The organism is Haloarcula salinisoli (genome assembly GCF_019599405.1).
Taxonomy (GTDB): Archaea; Halobacteriota; Halobacteria; order Halobacteriales; family Haloarculaceae; genus Haloarcula; species Haloarcula salinisoli.
This window is the reverse complement of the sequence record NZ_RKLQ01000001.1, coordinates 1,444,459-1,469,433: the sequence shown is the minus strand read 5'-3', so window position 1 is coordinate 1,469,433 and position 24,975 is coordinate 1,444,459. Positions and strand designations below refer to the sequence as shown.

Sequence of the window (24,975 nt, the reverse complement as noted above, 5' to 3'; positions counted from 1 at the left end):
CGTCTGTGCTCGCTGCGAGGCGCGTATGCACCCCCGGGACGGCGCCCCGGTCTGTGAGGCCTGTGGGTGGGTGGACTGCCGCGGCGCCGACTGACCCGCGCTCGTGCGGTACGTACCACCCGAGGGGCCGATTGCGCCGGTTAGCTCGCAATACCGACGCCGCCGCCGAGTATAACCTCGCAGTTCCCACAGGCAATCACGTACATCTTCGTCGGCGCGCCGAGCGAAAACATTTCCGTCCCCTCTGTATCTATTTCGATAAACTCGACATCGTTGTCGGCCGTGATTGACGCCTCACAACTGGGACACGTAGTTTCGTTACTGTGCATTATTACCCCGCACCATAGGATCCGACGCCGCCACCCAACATTCGGTTACACTGTCCGCAACTCATGATGAAGTAACTGCTATCCATTCCAAAAGTAATGGAAAGCCCTTCGTCTTCATTCATCTCCGTGAACGTAACGTCTCCAGCGGTCGAGACTGTGTTCCCACAGCCGGGACAATGTGCCATACGGGTTGTACTCAGTTCATGCACACATTAATTTTTTGGCGGCTCAAATATGAAATAAAAGCGGTTATTACTGTCGCTTGCCGGCAGCGGGCGTCACACTGGTCGTTTCGCAGTGCCGACGACGCGCTCTGTGTCTCGCACTCCAATCGTAGCAGAACGCACAGCGTACACCGCTCCTGCGGAAAAGCGAGGCTACAACTGCAGTATCAGTCGTCGGCTTCCGCGGCGGCTTCGGACTCCGCCTCGACCTCGGGCAGGTCTTCGAGGTACTCGTCGGCGTCGATAGCGGCTTTACAGCCCATCCCAGCGGCCGTCACGGCCTGCTGGTAGTGGTAGTCGACGACGTCGCCGGCACCGAAGATACCCTCCACGTCCGTCGCGGTCTGGCCGCCGCCCTTGCCGCCCTTCGCGACGATGTAGCCCGTCTCGTCCAGCTCGACATCCGTGCCCTCCAGATAGTCGGTGTTTGGCGTGTGGCCGATAGCCATGAAGACGGCGCCGACGTCGAAGTCGAACGTCTCGGTCCCGTCCTCGTCGAGGTTTTCGGAGGGGTACCCATCGTTGTTTTGCGCGAGCGTGACGTGGTCGACGCCGTCCTCGGCGGAGCCGTGTATCTCCAGCAGCTCGGTGTTGCGCATAATCTCTATCTCGCCGGACTCGACCTTCTTCTCGACCTTGTCGATCCAGTAGTCCTCGGCGCGGAACTCCTCGCGGCGGTGGGCGATGTAGACGGTGTCGGCGAACTTCGTGAGGAAGTGGGCCTCCTCCATGGCCGCGTCGCCACCGCCGACGACGAGCATGTCCTCGCCACGGAAGAACGCGCCGTCACAGGTCGCACAGGTCGAGACGCCGTAGCCCATCAGCTCGTCCTCGCCGGGAACCCCTAGCGTGCGGGCACTGGCGCCGGAGGCGGCGATGAACGCGTCACAGGTGTAGACGGTGCCGTCCCGGAGTTCGACGCGGAACGGACGCTCGTCGCCCTCGACGGCCGTGACGATGCCGTGTTCCAGGTCCGACCCGAACTGCGAGGCCTGCTCTTTCATCTTGTTGATGAGGTCCGGCCCCGACAGTCCCTCCGGGAAGCCGGGGTAGTTCTCGACCTCGCTCGTGAGTGTGAGCTGGCCGCCTGGCTCGTCGCCCTCCAGGACGAGCGGGTCGTTGTTCGAGCGGGCCGCGTAGATGGCTGCGGTGAGTCCGGCGATACCGGTCCCCGCGACGATGAGTCGGCGGTGTTCGATAGCGTCGTCGGTCATGGCTCCCGGTTAGGTACGATTCGGTTTGTAGGTTGCGCTGTCGTGGCGAGGGCGCACAGACGAGCGCCGAGTCGGTAGAATTAGGCCGCCGCCGCGGGTTTTTCCCGTATGCCAGCCGACATCGATGAGAAGACCGACCGCTACGAGGGACTGCTCGCCGAGGCCGTCGACGCCGCCGATATCGCGCCACCCGAGGGGACGCCGATGCACGACGCCGCCATGGAGTGTGCGGAGATGGCGACGTCGTATCTGGAGGACGGCCGCCACTTCCGCGAGGAAGAGGACCTCGTCAACGCCCTGGCCGCGTTCTCCTACGGGCACGCGTGGCTGGACGCGGGCGCCCGCATCGGCCTCTTCGACGTGCCGACCGAGGGACACCTATTTACGCAGTGAGCGGACGGAGCTCAATTCTAGTTAGAATCTAGGAATGATTTACGTACTATCAGTCCTTTGGTTCTCCTGGGTTATATCATGAAGCCAACAAGACGCGGTGTACTGCGGAGTATCGGGGCGGGAACAGCCGTACTGGTGGTCGGCTCCGGGACCGCAGCCGCCCAGGGCGACGACGGTGACGCGAAGGTGCGGGTCGCCCACGCCTCGCCGGACGCGCCGAACGTCGACGTGTTCGTCGACGACGAGAAGGTCCTCGCCGACGTGCCCTATACGACCGTGAGCGGCTACCTCGAACTGCCCGCGGACACCTACGAGGTGACTATCGCGGGCGCCAGCGACGCGGAGGACCCGGACGACGCCGAGACGGTCGTCTTCCAAGAGGACGTCACCTTCGAGGGCGAGGACTACACCGTCGCGGCTATCGGCGAACTGGACCCTGACGTGAGCGACGAGGAGTTCCGCGTGGCTATCTACGAGGACAGTCTCGGCGTTCTCGACGAGGACACCGGGCGCGTCCGTATCGTCCACGCGTCGCCCGACGCCCCCGCTGTCGACGTGCGGGTCGTCGACGACGACGGGGCGACGGTGCTGACACTCGCCGAGGACATCGAGTTCGGCGAGGCGGGCGAGAACGTCGAGGCCGAGGCAGGGACCTACTCGGTCGCGGTGTTCCCGGCCGGTGCCGACGAGGACCTCGACGAGGCCGTCTTCGGTCCCACCGACGTCGAAGTGCGTGACGGCGAGGTGCTGACGGTGTTCGCCATGGGCTTTATCACCGACGATGCCGAGTTCGAGCTGGTGACCGCCTACGAAGAAGCCGCCCCGTTCGGCCGTGGTGACGGCGAGGGACGCGGACCGCCCGAAGACGCCGGGCGTAGCGACGACGCCGACCACTGAGACGGCTGGGTGTGGCTGGCTGCCAGTCGTCGCCCGACCGGGGTGCAAGCGGCCAACGGGTCGCCTGAGAGTTCCGCCACTGTCCGCCTTTTCCCTCAGGGGCGGACGCCGTCGGCACGCTGGCGGCGCCTTCTCTACTGGTACGAGAGCGTACGGAGCGCACTCCCGGGCTTGGACACCGACTGAGGCGCACCTACTCATCACTCGTCGCGCTTTGCCGGGCCGACGAACTGGTTCCGTACGATTCGCGTCTCTCCAACTCCACTGTGTCGGCGTCACTGTCTTTCACCTGTGCGGTCGCCTCGTACGCCGCTCCGAGTTCACTGACTCCGTCGATATCGGCGAGGTCTATCCGCTTTGTCGCCTTCCATCGGTCAGTCCCCTCGTTTACCTGGTCCGACAGCTGCCGCCTGACGATGGTTCCACTCTCGTCACTGAGCTGGATACTGATGGCGTATTCGCCGCTCGCGCCTGTTCGCTCCAGTTCCAGCACGACCTCGAAAACGCCACTCGACTGTCGCTCGACGTATCCCCCACTGATAGCGATTTCAGCGGACCCGCTGTCCCCTTCCAGACACCCTGCCAACAGCGTCACGGTGACGCCCGTGGTCAGGAACGCTCTCCTGTTCATAGCAGAAGACACTCGACCGAAGTGACAGACGCCAGGAATTAAAATCTGGTTACCGGGTGTGGTTCACAGTGGCTGCGCTGGGTGAGAAGCGGGAGCGAACCGACCCATATCTCCGGCCATCGTGTGGTGTCACTGTCCGTTTCGACCCAGAGGCGGTGGGCTTACGTGGCCACCCCGAGTTGCCCTCACCGATGGAGGCCGTCCTGTGGTACGTGCTGACGAGTACGCGGGGCGGAGCGAACCGCATCCGGATTCTGCGGGCGCTGGACGAACGGCCGCGTAACGCGAACAGACTGGCCGAGGAGCTGGACCTCGATTACAAGACGGTCCGACACCACCTCGACGTGCTGGAGGAAAACGACATTCTCACAGACAGCGGGGACGATTACGGCGCGGTGTACCTCCCGACGGACCGCGTCCGCAACTACTGGGACACCGTCGAACAGATAATGGAGAGTACGGAATGAGAGGGACTGTCGACGCTCGGGAAATCGCCACAGAAATCCGTGTGAGTATGGTTGAATTTGGGAAAGAGTATATCCGGGGGAGGGGGAAAGGAGGAAACAATGGTCGCCTGGATTGACCTCGCACGAGCCGCCGTCGGGCTCAATATGCTCCTCCTGCTGGCGCTCATCTACGTGTGGGGTCGGAACTACTACCACATCCGCTCGAAGCACACGCTCGGGCTCCTCCTCTTTGCCCTGCTGTTGCTCGGCGAGAACGCTATCGCGATGTACTTCTACTCGCTGGACCCGCTGCTTTCGGCGTGGTTCAGCACCGCTGTCCCCGACCCGGCCTGGCAGGCGATGATGGCGCTGCACGTCTTCGAAACGGTGGCGCTCGCGGTTCTGGCCTGGATCACGTGGGACTGAGCAGAGCCGAAGGCTCTGCGATGGTCAGTGGGCGCGAAGCGGCCACTGGGACTGAGCGAACGCGGAGCGTTCGCGAGGGTTGCGAGACGCGGAGCGTCTCGCAGGACTGAGCAGCGGCCTTGCCGCTGCGATGGTCAGTGGGCGCGAAGCGGCTCGCAGGATTGAGCAGTGCCGACGGACAACGATACCGAATTCGCGTCGCCACGTCCGCTCGTATTTTTATACTCCAATCCGATACCGAGCGTCTACCTTCCCATCGGCACGCTCGGAAAAATCGCTACACGTCTGGGGAAATCTGGCGCAAATTGGGTGACAGTCCGGCCCTAGTTAGGTAAATCCCTTTTTACAACCTATCGGTAAATGAGTGTATGCGGAAACGCATCCTTACAGCACTGATCGCACTCACCGTCGTCACCTCCGGCCTCGCCGGCGTGACTGCGGCCGAGACCGGAACCGACGCCGAACTGGCACAGCAGGCCGACGCAGCGAGTGTCACGTTCGAGAACCAGACCACCGGCGGCGACACCGTCACCGTCGATTCGGTGACGCTGCCGGAGGGCGGCTACGTCACCATCCACGGCCCGTCGCTGGCCGACGGTGACACGCTCGGCAGCGTCGCGGGTACCTCCGAGTACCTCGGCCCGGGCACGCACGAGAACGTCACCGTGACGCTCACCGACCCCGTGAGCGAGGGGAGCTACACGGCGATGGCCCACCAGGAGACCGACGGTGACCAGACGTACGAGTTCGTCGCCTCGAACGCCGGGGTCGACGGTCCCTACACGAACGCTGACGGCGCGGTCGTCGACAGCGCGACCGTCACCCCGTCGGCGACCGTCTCGATGTCCGACCAGCCGACCACCGGCGACAGCGTCGTCGTCGACCGCGTCGTCCTGAGCGAGGGCGGCTTCGTCACGATTCACGACGCCTCGGTCAACGAGGGTGCAGTCCTCGACAGCATCCGCGGGACGTCGACGTACCTCTCCGCGGGCGTCCACGAGGACGTACGCGTCTCGCTGGACGACCCCGTGACCGAGAACACCACGCTGGTCCCGATGGCTCACATGGATACTGACGACAACCAGGCCTACACCTTCCCGGAGAACACGTCCACCGACGGACCCTACACGAACGCTGACGGCGCCGTCGTCGATACGGCCGCCGTGACGGTGGGTCAGGATGCCATGGCGTCGATGAACGACCAGGTCACCGGCGGCAACGCCGTGACGGTCGACTCCGTCTACGTCCCCGAGGGCGGCTTCGTGACGATACACGACAGCTCGCTGAACGACGGCGAGACCTTCGACAGCGTTCGGGGTACCTCGACGTACCTCGAAGCCGGCTACCACACGGACGTGACTGTCTCGCTCGACAGCGCGGTGACCAACGACACCACGCTCGTCGCGATGCCCCACAAGGACACCGACGGGGACGAGAGCTACACCTTCGTCGAGAGCGACGGCAGCGCTGACGGTCCATACACCGACGGCACCGGTGCTGTGACCGACAACGCTGCGGTGACGGTCTCGGCGACCGTTTCGATGGACTCCCAGCTCAGCGGCGGGAACGCCGTCGTGGTCGACAGCGTGGACATGAGCGAGGGCGGCTTCGTCGCCATCCACGGGCCGACCGGCGCTGTCGTTGGCTCCTCCGAGTACCTCGCCGCGGGCGTCCACGAGGACGTCCCGGTGGCGCTCGACGAGCGACTGACCAGCAGCCAGGCACTCACCGCGATGCCACACTTCGACACGGACGGCGACGATACGTACGACTTCGTGACCAGTGACGGCGCGGACGACGGTCCGTACACCGACGCCGACGGCGCCGTTGTCGATAGCGCCGAGGTCGTCGTCGAGGCCAACATCGACTTTGCGGCCCAGTCCAGCGACGGCGAGAGCGTGACCATCGATTCGGTCACGCTACAGGACGGCGGCTTCGTGACGATTCACGACGCGACGCTGCTCGAGGGTGCGACCTTCGACAGCATCCGCGGCACGTCGATGTACCTCGGCCCGGGCACGCACGAGAACGTCACTGTGACCCTCGACGAGCCCCTCTCCGAGAACACGACGCTCGTCCCGATGGCCCACCGAGACACCGACGGTGACGAGGCCTACACCTTCGAGGAGAGCGGCGGGAGCGCGGACGGTCCGTACGCGACCAGCTTCGCACCCGGCGCAGTCGTGGCCTCCGCACCGGTGACCGTCCAGACGATGGACGGCGGTGACATGGGTAACGAGATGGACGGCGACCAGATGACCGAGGAGATGACGGAGACGATGACCGAGGGCACGGCGGTCCAGACGACCGGCGGCTCCGGGCCCGGCTTCACCGGTATCGTCGCGCTAATGGCGCTCGTCGCCGCGGCGCTTCTCGCCGTTCGCAGCCAGCGATAGCCTCGGAACCACCGGTCGCTGGCAGTGCGATTCGGTACCACGACCTACGAAATCTTTATATACTTTTCGGACTAACTAAAGGTAAGAGAGAATCGGTAAGCGATGTTTGAACATTACGGATAAGGCAAGACCGGTCCCCAACCATCATGAGTGAATCACCAGTACGCAGCAACACGAGGGAACGAACACAGAACGAGAAGGTCAACGAGGAGACCAGCGAGCAGGAGACAGAACAGCAGGACGTCTGTCCCGAGTGCAGCGGTAACGTCGCGACGGACACCGAGCACGGCGAGACGGTCTGTAAGGACTGCGGGCTCGTCATCGAAGAGGACAGCATCGACCGCGGCCCGGAGTGGCGCGCCTTCGACTCCGCCGAGCGCGACCGCAAGTCCCGCGTCGGCGCCCCGACGACGAACATGATGCACGACAAGGGGCTCTCGACCAACATCGGCTGGCAGAACAAGGACGCCTACGGGCGCTCCCTGTCCAGCGAGCAGCGTCAGAAGATGCAGCGCCTGCGCACGTGGAACGAGCGGTTCCGCACCCGTGACTCCAAGGAGCGCAACCTCAAGCAGGCCCTCGGCGAGATCGACCGCATGGCCTCGGCGCTGGGGCTGCCCCAGAACGTCCGCGAGACCGCGAGCGTCATCTACCGCCGGGCGCTGGGAGACGACCTGCTCCCGGGGCGCTCTATCGAGGGCGTGGCGACGGCTGCACTGTATGCCTCCGCACGGATGGCAGGCAGCCCCCGGTCGCTCGACGAGATGGCCGTCGTCTCACGGGTCGATAAGATGGAGCTTACACGGACCTACCGCTACATCGTCCGGGAGCTGAACCTCGAGGTCCAGCCCGCCGACCCCGAGCAGTACCTCCCGCGATTCGTGTCAGACCTCGACCTCACCGACGAGACCGAGCGCCGAGCCCGGGAACTCATCGAGCGAGCCCGTCGGGCCGGCCTGCTTTCGGGCAAGTCGCCGGTCGGGCTCGCTGCCGCAGCCGTCTACGCGGCCGCCTTGCTCACCAACGACAAGGTAACCCAGAGCGAGGTCAGCGACGTAGCCAACATCTCCGAGGTCACGATCCGGAACCGCTACAAGGAGTTGCTCGAAGCCGACGACGTTCCGGCGTAGTCTCGGTACCGCTGCCGACGGAATCTTTTAGTGATTTCCCGTGAGTGTCAATGTTACACATGGAAGAAGCCTATGTGCGACTGCGCTGTCCGGAGTGTGACAAGGACTGGGAGTCGGCCCCTTCGGAGCTTCCGACCCACGACACTGTCTACCACTGTCCGAACTGTCACGCGAGCCGTCGGCTCGCCGTGTTCACCCGGACAGACCACGACCTACAGACGTTAAAAGGACTGCAGTAAGTCGGCTTCTAGTCCTCGCTCGGCGTGGCCGATTGGGCACCGCAGGCCTCACATCGCAGCACCGTCACGCCGTTTTCTTTCTCCAGTCGCGTATCGGGCAGGCCACACTCCGAACAGCGGACGAACCCATCGACGTACGCCTCGATAGCGTCGCCGATGCGGCCCGCGTCGAAGGCGCCGGTTATCCGGGCACGCCCGCTCTCGTCGATGTGTCCGCTGGTGCCGACCTCCCGCTGGAAGAACTGCAACAGATGCGTCGGTTCCCGGCCGAGGCGGTCACACAGCGTCTGGAAGTTCTCGACGACGGTGACCGACCCCTCCTGACGGACGTCCGGGTCAGGGACGGAGAGTCGTTCGTCCGTGCCGGTAACCTCGGAGGTCTCGCTGGCCGCTCTGTCGAGCATGTCGTCGTAGTCCATACACGGGGGTCGTCGGGCAGTCCTGAAAAACCTTTCAGGCTCGGAGGGGGTTCCCAGCCGGCACCTGATTTCCGGCATCTCCGGCCCTGTTCTTCACGTTCTATCATGTTGGGGAAGTGTGTTAACCCTCCTCAGAGTAGTACTATAACCCCTCGGTTTCTAGCAGAGGGTGACCATGAAGAAGCAGGAGCTTATTCACCTTCACGGCCTGCTTGCACAAGTACAGAACCACTACGAAGCGGAGTCGGGTTCCGAGGTGGAACACGACGAGTACGCCGAACTGGGCGTCAAGCCGACATCGATTCACAAGTCGAAGACAGACCACAAGGCCGCCGTCTTTGCTATCGCGAACGGTATCACCTCGGAGATGACCGCCGAGGAGAAAGAGCCGGTTTCTGCCGCCGCGGACTAAGATTCGATTTCTCCACTTCCGTCAGCTACCCGCGTAGCCAGAGGTCACTCGTCGATAAGCTCCTCGAACTCGGGGAGTACGTCCCCTTTCGACGCCTCGCTTTCCTCGCTCGTGTCCGTTTCTTCGTCGGGTAGCCGCTCTATCTCCACGATTTCGAGAGGGATGTTCGTCAGTCGCTGCCCGATCTCCTTGCGCGCGATGCGGGACGCGTGTTCGTCGCGCTCGACGTTGAACACCGTCATCTCCAGTTCGAGCGCGACGAGGCTCTCGTCGGCCGCGATGAAGGCCGGTTCGAGTTGCTCGTGGCAGTGGGGACAGACGCGCTCACCCATGTTGATCTCGACGTAGTTCAGGTCCGGGTTGAGCATCTCGCCAGTCTTCGAGATGGCGATGCGGACGGCCTCGTCGGCCGTGCCCACGTCGTAAACCGGGACGGCAGCCTCGACGACAACTCTGCAGTCCATGGCAGTATGTTCACTGGCCAATACTAAGAAGGTTCGCCCGGCTGACTAGTCGGCGTCGACGTAGTCGGTGTTACGACGGGGCGGTTCGTCCGAGAACGGCAGGGAGATGGACTCGCTGCCCAGAATAGCGAACCCGGCGAAGACGACCAGGAAGCCGACGCCGGCCATCGGTGCGATAGTCTCGCCCAGCAGCGCCCACCCGCCCAGCGTCGAGACGACGGGGACCACGTAGAACACGAGGTTGCCGTGGGTCGCGCCGGCGCGGTCGAGCAGCCCGAAGTAGGCCACGTAGGCCACGGCCCCGGCGAAGACGCCGACGTACCCGAGTGCGAGCACGGCCGGGAGGCCCCACTGAATCGCGGCGACGGATTCGCCCGCGCCGAGGCTGAGGGCGTGACAGAACACCGCACCGACCGGCAGACCCCACGCCGTTCGGACGGTGCTGTCGAGGGTCCCGCCGCTCCGGCGGATGAGGACACTGCCCAGCGCGCCGGTGACCGCGCCGCCAAAGAGCAACAGCTTGCCGATGCCACCGTCGGTGAACATCGCCGGGTCGGGGTCGACGACCAGTGCGACGCCGACGAGTCCGACGGCGAGCCCGACCGCGCCCCGCGGGGAGAGCCGCTCGTCGGCCAGCAACACGGCGGCGAAGACGGGCGTCAGAATCGGGTTGAGGCTGAAGAGGATGGCACCGACGGCGCTGGTCGCGTCCGCCTGGCCCACGAACAGGAGCGCGTTCGTCAGGCCGAGTACGACGAGGCCGGTCGCGAGAATGCCGGCGATATCGTCTCGCCCCGGACGCAGCGCTGCGCCCGAGCGCGTGAGGAGGACGTAGGCTCCCAGTACGACCGCGGCGACGTGGTAACGAAGCGCAACGAACAGCAGCGGCGGGAACTGTGCCAATCCCGCTTTCGTTGCGACGAAGGTCCCGCCAAAGAGGACGCTCACCAGCGCACCGAGCAGGATGGTTTTTCGTGATACCAATATTATACTACCTCCAGGATGTGGGTGGAAGGGCTGGGATACTTCACCAGGAAACCGAGTGAGGGCGACTGTTCCATTGTACTTCCTCCTACGGTGGGCAACGGTATAGGTCCGTTCAGAAATCCTTACACGTCGACCGAGAACTAACAGCCTACCCCCTCGATTTCATGGCGTGCAAGGATTTCACGACACGAAAACGGTTTGTATCGGGCCGGTCACCGAGCGGTATGGAGGAGACGCTTTCCGAGATAGAGTTCCTCGCGCTCTCGCCCAACCGGGTCACCGTGCTCGAGTCCCTCGCGGAGGGTCGCCGGAGTCGGTCCGAGCTGGCCGAGACGACGGGGGCCTCACAGGCGACGCTGGGTCGGATTCTCGGCGACTTCGAGGACCGCGAGTGGGTCCGGCGGACCGAGGGGGCCTACGCTGCGACGGCGACCGGTCGACTCGTCGCCGAGGGGTTTCGGGCCCTCCTTGACGTGATGGCGGCCGAGCGAGAGCTGCGCGACGTGGTCGCGTACCTGCCGACCGAGTCGATGGATTTCGACCTCCGCCACCTGGCCGAGGCGACAATCGTCACGCCCTCCGAGACGCGGCCGAACGCGCCGCTCCAGCGACTGCTCGGACTGATGCGGGAGGCGGCGTCGGTGACGGCCTTCTCCCATGCCCTCAACGACCAGAGCCTCTCGGTCGTCGCGGACCGGCTCGGAGACCAGGAGTTCGAGGCAGTGTTGACGCGGGGCGCCGTCGACTCACTGGTCGCCGACGATACGCTCCGGGAACGTCTTCGCCGCGTGGTCTCGGCCCCGTCGGCCGGCGTCCGGGTGGCCGAGGACGACATCCCGGTGGCGGTTACCATCGCTGACGACGTGGTCAACATTCTGGTCCGGGACGACCGGGGCGTGGTGCAGGCCTCGGTCGATACGACCGACGACGCGGTCAGGGAGTGGGCCGAGCGGCGCTACGAACACTACCGCGTGCACTCGGAGCCGCTGACCCCAGACGCCCTCGAGCCGTGACCCTGGCTCACCGCACCCGCCAGACGTCGTCGTTGGGCAGGAACCGTCCGAGCTCCGCCTCCTGTCGGTAGTCCGTCGCCAGCAGGGCCGTCAGCGCGGCTACCAGCGCGTCCTCGTCGGCGTCGGTCCAGTCGGCCGGCTCCTTGATGGGGTAGACCAGCCAGCCGCTGCCCCGGACCTCCGTCGCGTGGAGCCGTTCCATATCGACGTCGTCGGCGCGCTCGGGGGTCATGTTCGCGAAGACGTGTCTCGTCGCCCGCTCGCCGACCGGGAACAGGACGTGGGAGGTGATGGCCCGGATTTCTGTATCCAGCAGCGGCTCGTGGTCCGCGTAGTCGCCCTCGGTCGGGTCGCGGTCTCCACACATGTACAGATAGGAGAGGTACGTCTTCTCGACGGTCGGGGGTGTGCCGGTCTCGGAGAGCAAGCCGCCCGCCACGAGCGCCCCCTGGAGCCGCTCGGCGGCCGGTGTCCCGGTAAAGGGGATGCCGGAGTCGGTCCCGCCGTGGACGCGGGGGTTGTCACCGATGACGTGGAAGTCGGCGTTGGCGTCACCGTACCCCGGGACGAACGGCTCACACGGCGCCTCGAAGCCAAAGGGGTTGTGCAGTGTTGCCGTGATGTTCTTCACGGACGGTGTGAGGGGGGAGGTCGGCAAAACTCCGACGGTTTCGGCCATTGTTCCGCTTCGATGCTACAGTTCGACGCTGGAGAGACGCTCGTCCGGCCCGTCCAAGTACTATCGCACAATTTACATTAATCCGCGCGAAACCCTGCGGTATGAAGGTCCTCGATTCGGCGCTCGGTAACCTCCCCTCACTCCTCATCATTGCCGGAATTGTGCTGTCTTTTGTCCCTTCCGCGTGGCTCGACCTCCCCGTTGGGAACCGACAGGCCGGAATCGCCGTCGCTGCACTCGGTGTCGTGGTGCTGTATGTTGGGTGGTACGCCGGGTGGTACGAGGGGTCCGACTCGGAATCCGAGACCAGCGCGGCTGACCCCGTGACGCAGACACCGACCCGGACTTCGGGGCCCGGAGAGATAGCACACAGATACGTCCCGACAGTCCTCTTCACAATCGGCGTTTGGCTGCTACTGGGTCAGACCCGGGCGGACCCCGCGTTCGGCTTCGGCCCCGAGCCGGTCGAACTCCCGTGGGGGCAACTGCCTGTGCTGGGAGCCGCGTTCGTCGTCGCTGCGGTGCTCGTGTTCGCGCTCACCCACCCACGCAGCCCGTTTTTCGGGACCGAGTAGCGATTCCGACCCCGGGCAACGCTTTTCTCACCCGGCCCCTACGGAAGGGACATGAACAGGTCCCAGTACGGTGATACCAGATGAGCCACGAGGACCGCATCGAGGACCTCCGCGAGCGCAAGGCAGCGGCCGAGAAGGGCGGTGGCGAGGAGCGTATCGAGTCCCAACACGAGAAGGGGAAACTCACCGCACGCGAGCGTATCGACTACTTCCTCGACGACGGCTCGTTCGTCGAGATAGACGCGCTGCGGGAGCACCGCTCGACGAACTTCGACATGGAGGACAACCACGTCCCCGGCGACGGCGTCGTCGTCGGCTACGGGAAGGTCAACGGCGAGCGCGTCTACGTCTTCGCCCACGACTTCACCGTCTTCGGCGGCTCGCTCGGTGAGGCCTTCGCCCAGAAGGTCTGCAAAGTGATGGACAAGGCCATCGAGAACGGTGCGCCAATCATCGGGCTCAACGACTCCGCGGGCGCGCGAATCCAGGAGGGTATCGACTCGCTTGCGGGCTACGCCGATATCTTCCATCGAAACCAGCAAGCGAGCGGCGTCGTCCCCCAGATTTCGGCCATCATGGGACCGTGTGCGGGCGGCGCGGTGTACTCCCCGGCCATCACCGACTTCGTCTACATGGTCGAGGAGACCAGCCACATGTTCATCACCGGGCCGGACGTCATCGAGACGGTCACCGGCGAGGAGGTCGGCTTCGACGAACTGGGCGGGGCCACGACCCACGCCACCGAGTCGGGGGTCGCACACTTCACCGCGGCCGACGAGAAGGATGCGCTGGACGACATCCGCTACCTGCTCTCCTATCTCCCGCCGAACAACGTCGCGGACCCGCCCCGCGTCGAGCCCTGGGACGACCCCGAACGGCGGGACGAGAGCCTGGTCGACACCGTCCCCGACGCCCCACAGAAGCCCTACGATATGACCGAGGTCATCGGGAGCGTCCTCGACGAAGACTCCTTCTTCGAGGTCGGGAAGGACTTCGCCCGGAACATCGTCACGGGCTTCGCTCGACTCGACGGCCACTCGGTCGGCGTCGTCGGCAACCAGCCACGGGTCAACGCCGGGACGCTCGATATCGACGCCTCGAAGAAGGGCGCCCGGTTCGTCCGCTTCTGTGACGCCTTTAACATCCCCATCGTCACCTTCGTCGACGTGCCCGGCTTCATGCCCGGCAAGGACCAGGAGAAAAACGGTATCATCACCCACGGCGCGAAGCTACTCTACGCCTACAGCGAGGCGACGGTGCCGCTACTGACAGTTATCACCCGGAAAGCGTACGGCGGCGCCTACGACGTGATGGCCTCGAAACACATCGGCGCGGATATGAACTACGCCTGGCCGATGGCCGAGATCGCCGTGATGGGGCCCCAGGGCGCGGTCAACGTCCTCTACAGCGACGAGCTGAAAGACGCCGAGGACGTCGAGGCCCGCCGCCAGCAGCTCATCGACGAGTACCGCGACGCCTTCGCCAACCCCTACATCGCCGCCGAACGGGGCTTCGTCGACGACGTGCTCGAACCCGCTGAGACCCGGCCGCGGCTCATCTCGGACCTCGAACTCCTGCGGGGCAAGCGCAAAGACCAGCCCGACCGGAAACACGGCAACATCCCGCTGTAGTGAGTGTCCGGCCGGGCGGTCGCTACCCTCGTGGGTCGCCGGGTCGGCTGTGAATCCGCCTAGTTTTATGAGGCGAGTCTCGGTATGAGCGTGTATGTTTGATAAGGTGCTCGTCGCCAACCGCGGGGAAATCGCGGTGCGCGTCATGCGGGCCTGCGACGAGTTGGGCATCGGGACAGTTGCGGTCTACTCTGAGGCGGACAAACACGCCGGCCACGTTCGCTACGCCGACGAGGCGTACAACGTGGGGCCGGCACGGGCCGCCGACTCGTATCTCGATCAGGACCAGATAATCGAGACGGCCCAGCAGGCCGACGCCGACGCCATCCACCCCGGCTACGGCTTCCTCGCCGAGAACGCGGATTTCGCCCGCAAGGTCGAAGCCGCCGACGGCCTCACGTGGATCGGCCCCGCCGGCGACGCCATGGAGAAGCTGGGCGAGAAGACGAAAGCCCGGGCGATTATGCAGGAGGCCGACGTGCCGATCGTCCCCGGGACCGACCCAATCGAGGACCCCGAGCGGGTCAAAGAGTTCGGCGAAGAGAACGGCTACCCCGTCGCCATCAAAGCCGAGGGCGGCGGTGGCGGCCGTGGGATGAAGATCGTCCACACCCCCGACGAGGCCGAGGAGCAACTCGAATCGGCCAAACGCGAGGGCGAGGCGTACTTCTCGAACGACTCGGTCTATCTCGAACGCTACCTGGAGAACCCACGCCACATCGAGGTCCAGATTATCGCCGACCACGAGGGCAATGTCCGCCACCTCGGCGAGCGTGACTGCTCGCTGCAACGGCGCCACCAGAAGGTCATCGAGGAAGGCCCGTCGGCCGCCCTCTCGGACGAGCTCCGCGAGAAGATCGGTGAGGCCGCCCGTCGAGGAGTTCGGGAGGCCGAGTACTACAACGCCGGGACCGTCGAGTTCCTCGTAGAGGAGGACCCCGAGCGCGGGCCCGACGAAGTACTGGGCCCCGACACGAACTTCTACTTCCTCGAAGTGAACACCCGCATCCAGGTCGAACACTGCGTCACGGAGGAGATAACGGGCATCGACATCGTCAAGTGGCAGATACGGGTCGCCCAGGACGAGCTGTTGTCATTCGAGCAAGACGAGGTGGAAATCGAGGGTCACGCGATGGAGTTCCGCATCAACGCCGAGAACGCGGCGAAGGACTTCGCGCCGGCACAGAGCGGCGAGCTGGAGGTGTACGACCCACCCGGTGGCATCGGCGTCCGGATGGACGACGCCCTGCGCCAGGGCGACGAACTCGTCACCGACTACGACTCGATGATAGCGAAGCTCATCGTCTACGGCGCCGACCGGGACGAGGCCATCGCCCGCGGGAAACGCGCGCTGGCGGAGTTCGACGTCGAGGGGTTCCCCACCGTCATCCCCTTCCACCGGCTGATGCTCACCGACGAGGAGTTCGTCAACTCCACCCACACGACGAAGTACCTCGACGAGACCCTGGAGAAGTCCCGCATCGAGGCCGCCCAGGAGAAGTGGGGCACGGAGACCGAACCCAGCGAGGGCGACGAGGAGGAGGTCGTCGAGCGGGAGTTCACCGTCGAGGTCAACGGCAAGCGCTTCGACGTGGACCTGGAGGAACACGGCGCCCCGCCGATAAACGTCGGCGACGTCGACACGTCGGGCGGCGACGGCCCGCAGCGGCCAAGCGCCGGCGGTGGCGGCTCCGGTGGCGGCGGTGGCGGTGGCGGCTCCAGCGCGGAGGGCCAGGAGGTCACCGCGGAGATGCAGGGCACCATCCTCGAAGTGAGCGTCGACGAGGGCGACGAGATAGGGGCCGGGGACGTGCTCTGTGTCCTCGAAGCGATGAAGATGGAAAACGACATCGTCGCCGAACGCGGCGGCGTCGTCAACGAGGTCGCCATCGGCGAGGGCGACTCCGTCGACATGGGCGACCTGCTCTTTGTCATCGGCTCCGAGTAGCGCCCTCGCGTTCACCCGTTCTCGCTGTCACGTCCTGCGATTCCATCTGCGTCTCAAAAACCCTATAACAGTCACCGGTAGAGTTCCTGAAGATGAGACTCAGACGGACCGGTGCGGTCCTCGCGGTCTGCGTGCTCCTGTCGGTTGCGGGCTGTACGGGGTTGCTCCTGCAGGAGGAGACGAGATTCGTCGCTGGTGAGGCGAGCGTGAACGAGGCGGACGAACTGGCCTACACCCACAACACCACCGAGACACAGAACGTCACACGGTCGGTCGAAGCCGCCGGCCAGGAGCGGGAAGTGACGGTCTCGAACCACGCGGAGCTGTACGTCAACCGGACCGCGGACGGTTCGCCGGGGGCCGCCTTCGCCGTCGTCAGCTCGCCCCAGGTCCGGCTGTTCGGGGAGGAGATGAATCCGGTCGCGGACTGGTCACAGCGGGACCTCCTGACGGAGTTCTCGGGGCAGTTCGACCAGTACGAGAACCTGACCGACGTCGAAGAACGGGAGACACGACAGGTCACGATGCTCGGGAAAGAGGCAGACGTGCGGGTGTTCAACGCGACGATGGTCGACGATAACGAGACCAGTCACGACGTGGTCGTCAGCGTCGCGAAAGTCCAACACGAGGGGGATTACGTCGTCGCCATCGGTATCCGGGGGATGAACGGGGCCGAGCTCTCGGCGACGGACGGTGACACCGACGCCCTCGTCCGCAGGGTCGAGCATAAACGGGGCCACACCGGCACGCGATGACACGCGTTTTTTAGGACACCGGAAAAAGTGGGGGCTATGCACGAGACACGCGAGCAGGTGCTTTCTGCTATCGCCGACGGGCCGGTCTCCGGGCCGGATATCGCGTCGCGACTCGACGTCTCCCGCGCGGCGGTCTGGAAACACGTCGAGGCGCTCCGGGAGGCGGGGTTTACCATCACGAGCGAGGACGACGGGTACCTCCTCAGTGGGGTCCCAGATTTCGGCGGGCCGGCCGTGGCGTACGAACTCGACGCACCCTTCGAGATAGAGTACCACGACGCCATCCCGAGCACGAACGCGCGCGCCCGGGAACTCGCTGGCGAGGGCGCGACCGACGTCGTGGTGCTGGCCGACGAACAGACAGGCGGGCGCGGCCGGCTCGACCGGACCTGGCACTCACCCAGTGGCGGTATCTGGCTGTCGGTCCTCTTTCGCCCCGACGTGCCGATGGCGGGGACGCCGGTGTTTACGCTGGCGGCCGCCGTCGCGGTCACGCGTGCGGCCCGCGAGGCCGGCGTCGAAGCGGTCATCAAGTGGCCTAACGACGTACTCGTCGAGGTCGACGGCGAGGAGCGGAAACTGGTGGGTATCCTCACGGAGATGGAGGGGGAGGCCGACCGCGTCTCGTGGGTGGTCGTCGGCATCGGTATCAACGCCAACGTCGACCCCGACGACCTGCCGAGCGAGGCCGACGCGATGAGTCTCTCGGCGATCCGGGGCGAGCCAGTGGACCGACGACGGTTCACCCAGCGGGTGCTGGAGACGTTCGACACTGTCGGCACCGACCCCGAGGCTATCCTCGACGAGTGGCGCGAGTACGCCTCGACACTCGGTCGCGAGGTCCGCATCGACACCCCGGACGGCGAGGTCGTCGGCGAGGCCGTCGACATCGAGTATCCGGGCTCGCTCGTCGTCGACACCGGCGAGGAACGCGTCACCGTCGCAGCAGGCGACTGCGACCACCTTCGACCGTTATGAGCGAGCGGCTTCGACGTCCGTCTCGCCCTCGCTGATCGGCACCGTTACCACCGGAATCGGGGCGGCGCGCACGACGCGCTCTGCGACGCTCCCCAGCAGCAGTCTGTCGATGCCACCCCGCCCGTGGGTTCCCATGACGATTGTGTCACAGTCGTGTTCCCGGGCGTACTCGACGATTTCGCTGCTCGGATTGCCGTTCATGATTGCGGTTTCGACGGGTGCGTCACCGGCCCGCTCGGTGAACTCCGACAGCGCCAGTTCGCCCTCTTCCCGCAGCATCTCCGTCACGCCGTCCCACGTCGTCTCGACCGGGAGCGTGGCGAAGCTGCCGGTATCCACGACGTAGAGCCCGTGGAGTGTCGCGTCGTGGACGGCGGCGAGTTCCGTCGCGTGGTCCACGACCGACTGCATGCTGGGTGACCCGTCCGTCGGCACCAGTATCCGGTCGTACATACGCTACTGTAGGCCGGCCGACAGCATAGTAGTTGGTATGTGCTACCACACCACTCTTTACCCAGCCAGCACGACCCGCTCCACGTCGGCGGTCCCAGCCCGGCGGACGACGGCCCGCACCGGGTCGTGGACGCCACAGAGGTTGTCCGAATCGCCGTCGAGCACGCAGAGCCGAGCGGGCTGGCCCGCCTCGACGAGGCCACCGTCTATCCCGGCGATTTCGGCGCCGTTGACCGTCGCCATCCGGAGGATTTCGCGAGCCGAGAGGTCGTACAGCTGCGCGGTCAGGGCCATCTCGCGGAACATCGACGGGCTGTTGAGAAAGACGTTGTCGGTCCCCAGCGCGACCGTCGTGCGTGTAGTCAGCGCCTCGACGGGCGGCTGGCCGACGCCGGTGGTACAGTTCGACCGCGGGCAGACGACGACGGGTATCTCGCTGTCGGCGACCCGGTCCATGTGTAGCTCCTCGGCGTGGACCATGTGGACCAGGAAGTCCGGGTCGAGGTCCAGCGCCTGGTTGATGTCGGAGCTGTCGACCTCGCCCGCGTGGATGCCAAAGAGCTTCCCGGCCTCTCGTGTCGCCCGGCGTTCCGCGACGAAATCCGCGTCGTTGGCACCGCTGGCCCCGAACCCGTCGGCCCGCTCCATCGCCTCGACCGTCTCCCGACCGAGGACGACGCTCTCCAGGTCCGGCCCCTCCAGCGCGGCCCTGATGGCTTCCACCCCGTCGACACCGCCCTCGCGGAACTCGACGAACGCGCCGGTCCCGGACTGCTCCATGTACGACAGCGACCGGGCCATCGCCGCGACCAGTTCCTCGCGGTCGGCCGCCCGGAGGAGGCGGTGTTTCAGCCCGTCTGGCGGGGCGACCAGTTCCGAAAGCGAGAGCCCCTCGCCGGCCTCCTTCGCGATGGAGTCGCCGATGTGGGTGTGGGCGTTGACGAAGGCCGGGCAGACGATGGCGGTCCCGTCGACGCTGGCTTCCTCGACGGCGGCTATCTCACCGTCCTCGACGACGACGCGGCCCTCGACAGGCTCGAACTCGCGCCCGCGGAGGACGATACCCTCGATAATCATACACGTATCTCTCCGCCTGGTTCAGTTAAATTCGTCGAGGGTGGCGTGGATACCGCGTCGCACGTCGCGGACGCGCGTCCCGTCCAGGTCCAGTCCGAGTTCGCGGACGGCGGCCTCGCCGACCCGCTCGCTGTCGGCCGACGGCGCGTACACGCCCAGCCGCCACTGGTCCGTCTGGGCGGCCCGGATGGCGTTGACCAGCGTCGACTGCTCGCCCAGCCGGCGGACCGCCCCGTTGACGAGCACTCGACTGGACGACTCCGTCATCGAGGGCGCCGCGGGGATGTCCAGGACGACGGCCGCCGGCGAGACGTTCGCGGCGTCGGCTATCTCTTCCTCCAGTTCGCGGATATCGTCGTGGTCGGCCGCCAGTAGCTCGTCGGGCACGGCCGGCCGTTCGGCCCACACCGCCCGTTTGAACAGGTCGCGTTCGCTCAGCCGCCGGGCGTACTCGCTCGTGGCGTCGCTCTCGCGCAACCCGACCAGCAGGTCACAGTCGTCCCACCGCCTGAGTTTCTCGGCGGTCACGTCCGTCTCCCGCAGCAGCCGCTCGGTCCCGCGACGCAACATCGATTTGGCGATGCGGGCGACGTGGTGGGCGTAGACGGTCGGGTTCATCAGCGCCCGCGCGAGCAGCAGCGACTCGGCCGTCTGGACGTTCCCCTCGTCGAGCACCAGGTCGCCCTCGACGAAGCGGAGTTCTCGAACCAGCCGCTCGTGGTCGATGGTGCCATAGGGAACGCCGGTGTGGTGGGCGTCCCGCACCAGATAGTCCATCCGGTCGACGTCGAGTTCGCCCGAGACCAGCTGGCCGAGTTCCCCCTCGCCCCCGACCAGCCCGGCGACCTTCGACGGGGAGAGGTCGTGGTCCGCCAGCACACGAGCGACCTCACCCCTGTCCAGCAGCTCGGCCACGTCGTCGTGGTACTTCCCCGTCTTCCGGTGGACTATCTCCTCGATATTGTGGCTGTAGGGAGAGTGGCCAACGTCGTGCAACAGGGCCGCCGCCCGCACCCGTTCGGCCTGTCGTCCCTCGATGCCGAGGTGGGAGAGTGCGCGGTCGGCCAGGTGGTAGACCCCCAGCGAGTGCTCGAAGCGCGTGTGGTTCGCCGAGGGGTAGACCATCGTCACCGTCCCCAGCTGCTTGACCCGGCGGAGCCGCTGGACCGGTGGCGTCTCCAGGAGGTCGGCGGCGACGCCCTCGACCGCGATGTGGTCGTGGACACTGTCCTTGATAGTGGTCATACTCCCCGTTGGCCTGCAGCGGGCAAAACAGTACTCCCGACTGCCGATGCCGCCCGCCTACAGCCGCGCGACGGTCTCCAGCAGCGCCACCAGTTCGTCTTCGGTCGCGTTGCCCATCCTGACGGCGTCCGTCGGGTCCCGGCCGTTGTCCGTGACCGTCTCGATGGCGCGCTCCGGGCCGTAATCTCGGTTGTAGACGAGCCAGGCGGCCAGTACCTGTCCGGTCCGACCGATACCCGCCAGACAGTGGACGACGACCGGCTCCTCGACATCGCGGCTCTCGGCCAGGAACGGAAGTATCTCCTCGACGAGCACGTCTTCGGGCACCAGGTGGTGGTCCCGGACCGGTGCGTGTAACACGTTCCCCTCACCGAATGCCGCCGCGTAGCGGTCCAGCACGGCGCCGCAGTCGTCCAGTTGACAGCCAGTCAGCAGACAACAGACCCGCTCGATACCCTCCGATCGCATAAATTCGACCCAGTCGTCGATGGCAGCGTCGCGGCCGGCGGCCGAGTGCCAGCCCGGCGTGCAGGCCCCGTAGACGTAGGCTTCGTCCGGGGCTGCGGGCGCGAATCGGTGTGCGTTCACGGTTGATTGACCCCAACAGGTCATCCTCAGAGTGAACACTATTGAGTGTACCCGCGCAGTTCTCAGCAGTGATTCTCAGGCGGTTGATACGAACCCCGTGACACAGGGCCACGTTTATACCGCCCGTCTCCCCTACGTCGGCGTATGGTTACGTTCCTCGCCGGCGGGACCGGCACGCCGAAGCTGCTCTCCGGTGCCGGCGACGTGTTCGCTCCCGAGCGAACCACGGTCGTCGCCAACACCGGCGACGACATCGAGCTGGGCGGACACCTGGTCTGTCCCGACCTCGACACGGTGCTGTTTCTGGACGGCGGCGAACTCGACCGGGAGACGTGGTGGGGTATCGCGGACGATACGGCGGCAACGCACGACGAACTCCACCGGCTGGCGGCGGCGGCCGACCTCCCGACCGGCCCCCAATATCTCCCAGAGGACGCCCAGACCAGCGGGCGCGATATCGCCCGATATAGACGCTTCTCCGGCGTCGCGGAGTTCATGCACATCGGGGACCGGGACCGCGCGGTCCACGTCACCCGGACCTCGCTGCTCGACGCTGGCTACTCCCTGACCGAGGTGACCCGGCAGCTGGCAGACGCCTTCGGGCTCGACCGCGAGCTCCTGCCGATGAGCGACGACCCCGTGGCGACGATGATTCACACGCCCCAGGGACCGATGCACTTCCAGGAGTGGTGGGTCGGTCGCAACGGCGAACCACCCGTCGAGGACGTCGAGTTCCGCGGCGGCGACCAGGCCTCGGCGACCGAGGCCGTGCTGGATGCCCTCTCCGAGCCCGTCGTCGTCGGCCCGTCGAACCCAGTCACGTCGCTGGGACCGATGCTCGCCGTCGACGGGGTCGCCGGAGCGCTCGCCGACACCCCCGTCGTCGCCGTCTCGCCGTTCGTCGAGAACGAGGTGTTCTCCGGACCTGCCGCCGACCTGATGGCCGGGGTGGGCCGGGAGCCCAGTACGGCCGGGGTCGCCGAGGCGTACCCCTTCGCCGACGCGTTCGTCCTCGACGGCGAGGACGATACCGCCCTCGACCGTCCCGTGGTCCGGACGGACACGACGATGGAGACCGAGGGCGACGCCGAGCGCGTAGCCCGAACGGTAGCCGACGCGCTCGCGGAGGTGGCCTGATGTTCCGCCCGCGGGTCGCCCTGGCGAGTCTCAGCGGCGAGGCCGACGCCGACTGGGCGCGGGCCGCCACCGACCACGTCGGCTGTGCCTTCCTGGGCGGTATCGCGCTCGACGAGGCCTCGCGCGAGGCCGCCCAAGCGTTGACAGACCGCGACCGCTCGGAGTTCCTGCCCGCGGACCCGATAGCATTCGTCGACACCCAGCTCGGGGCGCTCGACAAGTCCCCGCTCCGTGGCGCGTTCAACGTCCGTTCCACGACGCTTGCCCCCCTCGAGCGTGCCGCTGGCGTCTGCCGGGACCACGACGCTATCCTGGAACTGAACGCCCACTGCCGACAGGACGAGATGTGCGCCGTCGGCGGCGGCGAGTCGCTGTTGCGGGACGCGGATAGGCTCGCCGAGCAGGTCCGGACCGCCGCCGATACCGGTGCCGCGGTCTCGGTGAAGGTCCGGGCGGAGGTCCCCGGTGTCGACCTCCCTCGGCTGGCACGCTGCATCGACGAGGCCGGCGCCGACGCCATCCACGTCGACGCGATGGACTCGGAGTCGGTCGTCGACGATATCGCGACCGCGACCGACCTGTTCGTCGTCGCGAACAACGGTGTCCGCGGGCCCGATACGGCCCGCGAGTATCTCGAATACGGGGCTGATGCGGTGAGTGTCGGCCGGGCGAGCGACGACCCCGCCGTGCTGGCCGCCGTCCGCGAGGCGACCGACGACTGGTTCACACAGGAGGTCACGCGATGAGCGACCGAACGCCGGTCCAGAACGCCGAACTGGCGCTGTTGCTCGAAGTCACCGGGACGCCCAAGCCCGGCAACGTCGACCGCGAACGGGACTTCGCCGACCTGCGCTTCGAGCACTTCATGGCCGGCGCCGTCGGCGCCCGGCCCGGCCTGGGACTAGCGGCCGACGGCGAGCCGGTGGGGCGGGCATTCGAGCACGCCGTCGCCGGCATGGCCGACCAGTCGGCGGGCAATACGCAGTTTGGCGCACTGCTCCTGCTCGCGCCGCTGGTCGCCGCCGCGGGCGAGGGCGACCTGACTCCTGCCGGAGTCGACCGCGTGGTCCGAGGGACTACTGTGGCGGACGCCGCGGCCTTCTACCGGGCCTTCGAACACGTCGACGTCGCCGTCGACGACCCGCCCGAGGGGATGGAGCCGCTGGACGTCCGCCACGGGAGTGATGCGATTCCGGAGTTGGAAGCGCAAGGGCTCACGCTGTTCGATGTGATGGCCGAGAGTGCCGACGTCGACGGTATCGCCGCCGAGTGGGCCGGTGGGTTCGCGCGTGTCTTCGAAGCTGCCGAGGCGCTGCTTGCCGACGACGGGCCGGTCCCCGACCGTGCCTCCCGGGTCTTCCTCAAGTTGCTGGCCGAGGACGTCGACACCTTCGTCGTGACGCGCAACAGTCCCGACGCTGCGGCCGAGGTACAGCGTCGGGCTCAAGCCGTGCTCGACGGCGAGGAAGATGCCACCGAGCTGGCGGAGGAACTGGTCGCCCGCGACATCAACCCCGGGACGACGGCCGACCTCGTGGCCGGCGCACTGTTCGTCGCGCTTGAACGGGGGCTGGTGGTATGACTGGCGCGAGCGAAGCGGCCTGGCCCGTTGACCTCGCTGGCGTCACCGAATCCGTGGTGACCACACTGGGGCCCAACGAGCTGTGGAACGTTGCCGCCCTGGGACTGCACGAACCCGAAGACGACGGCCCGGTGACGGCGACGACGTGGGGACGAACCCGAACCTGGCGGAACTTCGACGAGCGCGGCGAGGGGTACGTCCAGTTCACGCGGGACCCGGTCGACTTCGCCGAGGCGGCGCTGTCGGTCCGCGAGGAGTCCGAGCCGGTGCTTACGAGTGCCGACGCCTGGGTCCGGGTGCGCGTCGAGCGGCTGGCCGACGGCGAGGACGACGGGACACAGTGGGTCGAGTGGGCGCTCGTGCCCGAGGAATCGCGGGTCGAACGGCGCGTGGTCCCGACGACGAACCGCGGCCACGCCGCCGTCGTCGAGGCGACCGTCGCGGCATCGCGACTGGACGTGCCGGCGTACGACCGCGACGAGCTGCTCTCCCGGCTCGCGTACTTCGAGTCGGTCGTCGAGACGGCCGGGAGCGAGCCCGAACGGGCGGCTTTCGACCGCGTTCGCGAGCTGGTCGACGCGGAGTGGTAGCGAACAGGCGACACCGCGGTGTCGGAGTAAGACACCGGCGCTCGGTGGCGTGCGGTGTCGCACAACCGCGGGACACGCCACCCGTCTGGTCAGCGCATGGGGCCGTCTGGTCCCGTT

General features: G+C 66.3%; 29 protein-coding genes. 18 read left to right on the top strand and 11 right to left on the bottom strand.

The window, feature by feature from the left end; all coding sequences use genetic code 11:
- Positions 1 to 140 precede the first annotated feature (140 nt).
- On the bottom strand, positions 141 to 329 hold the full coding sequence (locus tag EGD98_RS07635) for a hypothetical protein (protein WP_220587743.1): 189 nt from the start codon (positions 327 to 329) through the stop codon (positions 141 to 143).
- A 391-nt stretch (positions 330 to 720) separates the two neighbouring features.
- Entirely contained in the window at positions 721 to 1,767 is a 1,047-nt protein-coding gene (locus tag EGD98_RS07630) for an NAD(P)/FAD-dependent oxidoreductase (RefSeq protein ID WP_220587742.1), read from the bottom strand.
- Between the two features lie 108 nt (positions 1,768 to 1,875).
- On the opposite strand from EGD98_RS07630, the gene EGD98_RS07625 reads away from it, so the two are divergent.
- Positions 1,876 to 2,160, top strand: coding sequence for a DUF357 domain-containing protein (locus tag EGD98_RS07625; protein ID WP_220587741.1), 285 nt, complete (start codon positions 1,876 to 1,878; stop codon positions 2,158 to 2,160).
- A gap of 78 nt (positions 2,161 to 2,238) precedes the next feature.
- Positions 2,239 to 3,057, top strand: a complete 819-nt coding sequence (locus EGD98_RS07620; protein ID WP_220587740.1) for a DUF4397 domain-containing protein — start codon at positions 2,239 to 2,241, stop codon at positions 3,055 to 3,057.
- 193 nt (positions 3,058 to 3,250) lie between these two features.
- Here the strand turns inward: EGD98_RS07620 and EGD98_RS07615 are convergent, their stop codons facing one another.
- A complete protein-coding gene (locus EGD98_RS07615; RefSeq protein ID WP_220587739.1) occupies positions 3,251 to 3,688 on the bottom strand; it encodes a hypothetical protein in 438 nt (145 codons plus the stop codon).
- 191 nt (positions 3,689 to 3,879) lie between these two features.
- Here EGD98_RS07615 and EGD98_RS07610 point away from each other — a divergent pair, with 191 nt between their 5' ends.
- The 5 genes from EGD98_RS07610 (at position 3,880) to EGD98_RS07590 (ending at position 8,325) form a co-directional block, all read left to right on the top strand.
- Positions 3,880 to 4,155: an ArsR/SmtB family transcription factor gene (locus tag EGD98_RS07610; protein ID WP_220587738.1), complete on the top strand. Its 276-nt coding sequence runs from the start codon at positions 3,880 to 3,882 to the stop codon at positions 4,153 to 4,155.
- Between the two features lie 99 nt (positions 4,156 to 4,254).
- On the top strand, positions 4,255 to 4,560 hold the full coding sequence (locus EGD98_RS07605) for a DUF8036 family membrane protein (RefSeq protein ID WP_220587737.1): 306 nt from the start codon (positions 4,255 to 4,257) through the stop codon (positions 4,558 to 4,560).
- Between the two features lie 368 nt (positions 4,561 to 4,928).
- Entirely contained in the window at positions 4,929 to 6,956 is a 2,028-nt protein-coding gene (locus tag EGD98_RS07600) for a DUF7282 domain-containing protein (RefSeq protein WP_220587736.1), read from the top strand.
- A 146-nt stretch (positions 6,957 to 7,102) separates the two neighbouring features.
- The gene (locus tag EGD98_RS07595; protein WP_220587735.1) at positions 7,103 to 8,086 is read left to right on the top strand and encodes a transcription initiation factor IIB; all 984 of its coding nucleotides are present in this window, start codon (positions 7,103 to 7,105) and stop codon (positions 8,084 to 8,086) included.
- A 59-nt stretch (positions 8,087 to 8,145) separates the two neighbouring features.
- A complete protein-coding gene (locus EGD98_RS07590) occupies positions 8,146 to 8,325 on the top strand; it encodes a DUF7836 family putative zinc-binding protein (protein WP_220587734.1) in 180 nt (59 codons plus the stop codon).
- An 8-nt stretch (positions 8,326 to 8,333) separates the two neighbouring features.
- On the opposite strand, the gene EGD98_RS07585 is transcribed toward EGD98_RS07590, so the two are convergent.
- Positions 8,334 to 8,744: a translation initiation factor IF-2 subunit beta gene (locus EGD98_RS07585; RefSeq protein ID WP_220587733.1), complete on the bottom strand. Its 411-nt coding sequence runs from the start codon at positions 8,742 to 8,744 to the stop codon at positions 8,334 to 8,336.
- A gap of 175 nt (positions 8,745 to 8,919) precedes the next feature.
- Between EGD98_RS07585 and EGD98_RS07580 the strand changes: the two genes are divergently transcribed.
- Positions 8,920 to 9,156, top strand: coding sequence for a UPF0058 family protein (locus EGD98_RS07580; RefSeq protein WP_220587732.1), 237 nt, complete (start codon positions 8,920 to 8,922; stop codon positions 9,154 to 9,156).
- A 44-nt stretch (positions 9,157 to 9,200) separates the two neighbouring features.
- Here the strand turns inward: EGD98_RS07580 and EGD98_RS07575 are convergent, their stop codons facing one another.
- Together EGD98_RS07575 and EGD98_RS07570 are read right to left on the bottom strand one after the other, a co-directional pair.
- Positions 9,201 to 9,620: a DUF555 domain-containing protein gene (locus EGD98_RS07575; RefSeq protein ID WP_220587731.1), complete on the bottom strand. Its 420-nt coding sequence runs from the start codon at positions 9,618 to 9,620 to the stop codon at positions 9,201 to 9,203.
- A 45-nt stretch (positions 9,621 to 9,665) separates the two neighbouring features.
- Positions 9,666 to 10,604: a DMT family transporter gene (locus EGD98_RS07570; RefSeq protein ID WP_220587730.1), complete on the bottom strand. Its 939-nt coding sequence runs from the start codon at positions 10,602 to 10,604 to the stop codon at positions 9,666 to 9,668.
- A gap of 227 nt (positions 10,605 to 10,831) precedes the next feature.
- Here EGD98_RS07570 and EGD98_RS07565 point away from each other — a divergent pair, with 227 nt between their 5' ends.
- Positions 10,832 to 11,620, top strand: coding sequence for a helix-turn-helix transcriptional regulator (locus tag EGD98_RS07565; protein WP_220587729.1), 789 nt, complete (start codon positions 10,832 to 10,834; stop codon positions 11,618 to 11,620).
- A 7-nt stretch (positions 11,621 to 11,627) separates the two neighbouring features.
- Here the strand turns inward: EGD98_RS07565 and EGD98_RS07560 are convergent, their stop codons facing one another.
- The gene (locus tag EGD98_RS07560) at positions 11,628 to 12,251 is read right to left on the bottom strand and encodes a uracil-DNA glycosylase family protein (RefSeq protein ID WP_220587728.1); all 624 of its coding nucleotides are present in this window, start codon (positions 12,249 to 12,251) and stop codon (positions 11,628 to 11,630) included.
- Positions 12,252 to 12,400: 149 nt separating this feature from the next.
- On the opposite strand from EGD98_RS07560, the gene EGD98_RS07555 reads away from it, so the two are divergent.
- From EGD98_RS07555 to EGD98_RS07535, 5 genes are all read left to right on the top strand, one after another.
- On the top strand, positions 12,401 to 12,874 hold the full coding sequence (locus tag EGD98_RS07555; RefSeq protein ID WP_220587727.1) for a hypothetical protein: 474 nt from the start codon (positions 12,401 to 12,403) through the stop codon (positions 12,872 to 12,874).
- Positions 12,875 to 12,954: 80 nt separating this feature from the next.
- Complete coding sequence (locus EGD98_RS07550) at positions 12,955 to 14,505, top strand: acyl-CoA carboxylase subunit beta (RefSeq protein WP_220587726.1); 1,551 nt, start codon at positions 12,955 to 12,957, stop codon at positions 14,503 to 14,505.
- A gap of 94 nt (positions 14,506 to 14,599) precedes the next feature.
- On the top strand, positions 14,600 to 16,453 hold the full coding sequence (locus tag EGD98_RS07545; RefSeq protein ID WP_220587725.1) for an acetyl-CoA carboxylase biotin carboxylase subunit: 1,854 nt from the start codon (positions 14,600 to 14,602) through the stop codon (positions 16,451 to 16,453).
- A 92-nt stretch (positions 16,454 to 16,545) separates the two neighbouring features.
- Entirely contained in the window at positions 16,546 to 17,208 is a 663-nt protein-coding gene (locus EGD98_RS07540; RefSeq protein WP_220587724.1) for a DUF6517 family protein, read from the top strand.
- Positions 17,209 to 17,244: 36 nt separating this feature from the next.
- A complete protein-coding gene (locus EGD98_RS07535) occupies positions 17,245 to 18,186 on the top strand; it encodes a biotin--[acetyl-CoA-carboxylase] ligase (protein ID WP_220587723.1) in 942 nt (313 codons plus the stop codon).
- On the opposite strand, the gene EGD98_RS07530 is transcribed toward EGD98_RS07535, so the two are convergent.
- Genes EGD98_RS07530 through EGD98_RS07515 form a run of 4 tightly spaced genes read right to left on the bottom strand, consistent with a single transcriptional unit; the run spans position 18,181 to position 21,573 of the window.
- Complete coding sequence (locus EGD98_RS07530) at positions 18,181 to 18,639, bottom strand: universal stress protein (protein ID WP_220587722.1); 459 nt, start codon at positions 18,637 to 18,639, stop codon at positions 18,181 to 18,183. The two genes, EGD98_RS07535 and EGD98_RS07530, sit on opposite strands and share 6 nt — an antisense overlap.
- Before the next feature lie 57 nt (positions 18,640 to 18,696).
- On the bottom strand, positions 18,697 to 19,716 hold the full coding sequence (locus tag EGD98_RS07525) for an amidohydrolase family protein (protein ID WP_220587721.1): 1,020 nt from the start codon (positions 19,714 to 19,716) through the stop codon (positions 18,697 to 18,699).
- A 21-nt stretch (positions 19,717 to 19,737) separates the two neighbouring features.
- Positions 19,738 to 20,961, bottom strand: a complete 1,224-nt coding sequence (locus EGD98_RS07520) for an HD domain-containing protein (protein WP_220587720.1) — start codon at positions 20,959 to 20,961, stop codon at positions 19,738 to 19,740.
- A 57-nt stretch (positions 20,962 to 21,018) separates the two neighbouring features.
- A complete protein-coding gene (locus EGD98_RS07515; protein WP_220587719.1) occupies positions 21,019 to 21,573 on the bottom strand; it encodes a protein-tyrosine phosphatase family protein in 555 nt (184 codons plus the stop codon).
- 120 nt (positions 21,574 to 21,693) lie between these two features.
- Between EGD98_RS07515 and cofD the strand changes: the two genes are divergently transcribed.
- From cofD to EGD98_RS07495, 4 genes are read left to right on the top strand one after another with little or no spacing between them, the layout of a single operon-like run.
- Positions 21,694 to 22,686 carry a 2-phospho-L-lactate transferase gene (cofD, locus tag EGD98_RS07510; protein WP_220587718.1) on the top strand — a complete coding sequence of 331 codons (993 nt, stop codon included), beginning with the start codon at positions 21,694 to 21,696 and terminating at the stop codon, positions 22,684 to 22,686.
- Positions 22,686 to 23,432, top strand: a complete 747-nt coding sequence (locus tag EGD98_RS07505) for a tRNA-dihydrouridine synthase (protein WP_220587717.1) — start codon at positions 22,686 to 22,688, stop codon at positions 23,430 to 23,432. Before cofD ends, EGD98_RS07505 begins: the two co-directional genes overlap by 1 nt.
- Positions 23,429 to 24,268 carry a triphosphoribosyl-dephospho-CoA synthase gene (locus tag EGD98_RS07500; RefSeq protein WP_220587716.1) on the top strand — a complete coding sequence of 280 codons (840 nt, stop codon included), beginning with the start codon at positions 23,429 to 23,431 and terminating at the stop codon, positions 24,266 to 24,268. Before EGD98_RS07505 ends, EGD98_RS07500 begins: the two co-directional genes overlap by 4 nt.
- Positions 24,265 to 24,858, top strand: coding sequence for a DUF447 domain-containing protein (locus EGD98_RS07495; RefSeq protein ID WP_220587715.1), 594 nt, complete (start codon positions 24,265 to 24,267; stop codon positions 24,856 to 24,858). The genes EGD98_RS07500 and EGD98_RS07495 overlap by 4 nt, the downstream gene beginning before the upstream one ends.
- The last annotated feature ends 117 nt before the right edge of the window (positions 24,859 to 24,975 follow it).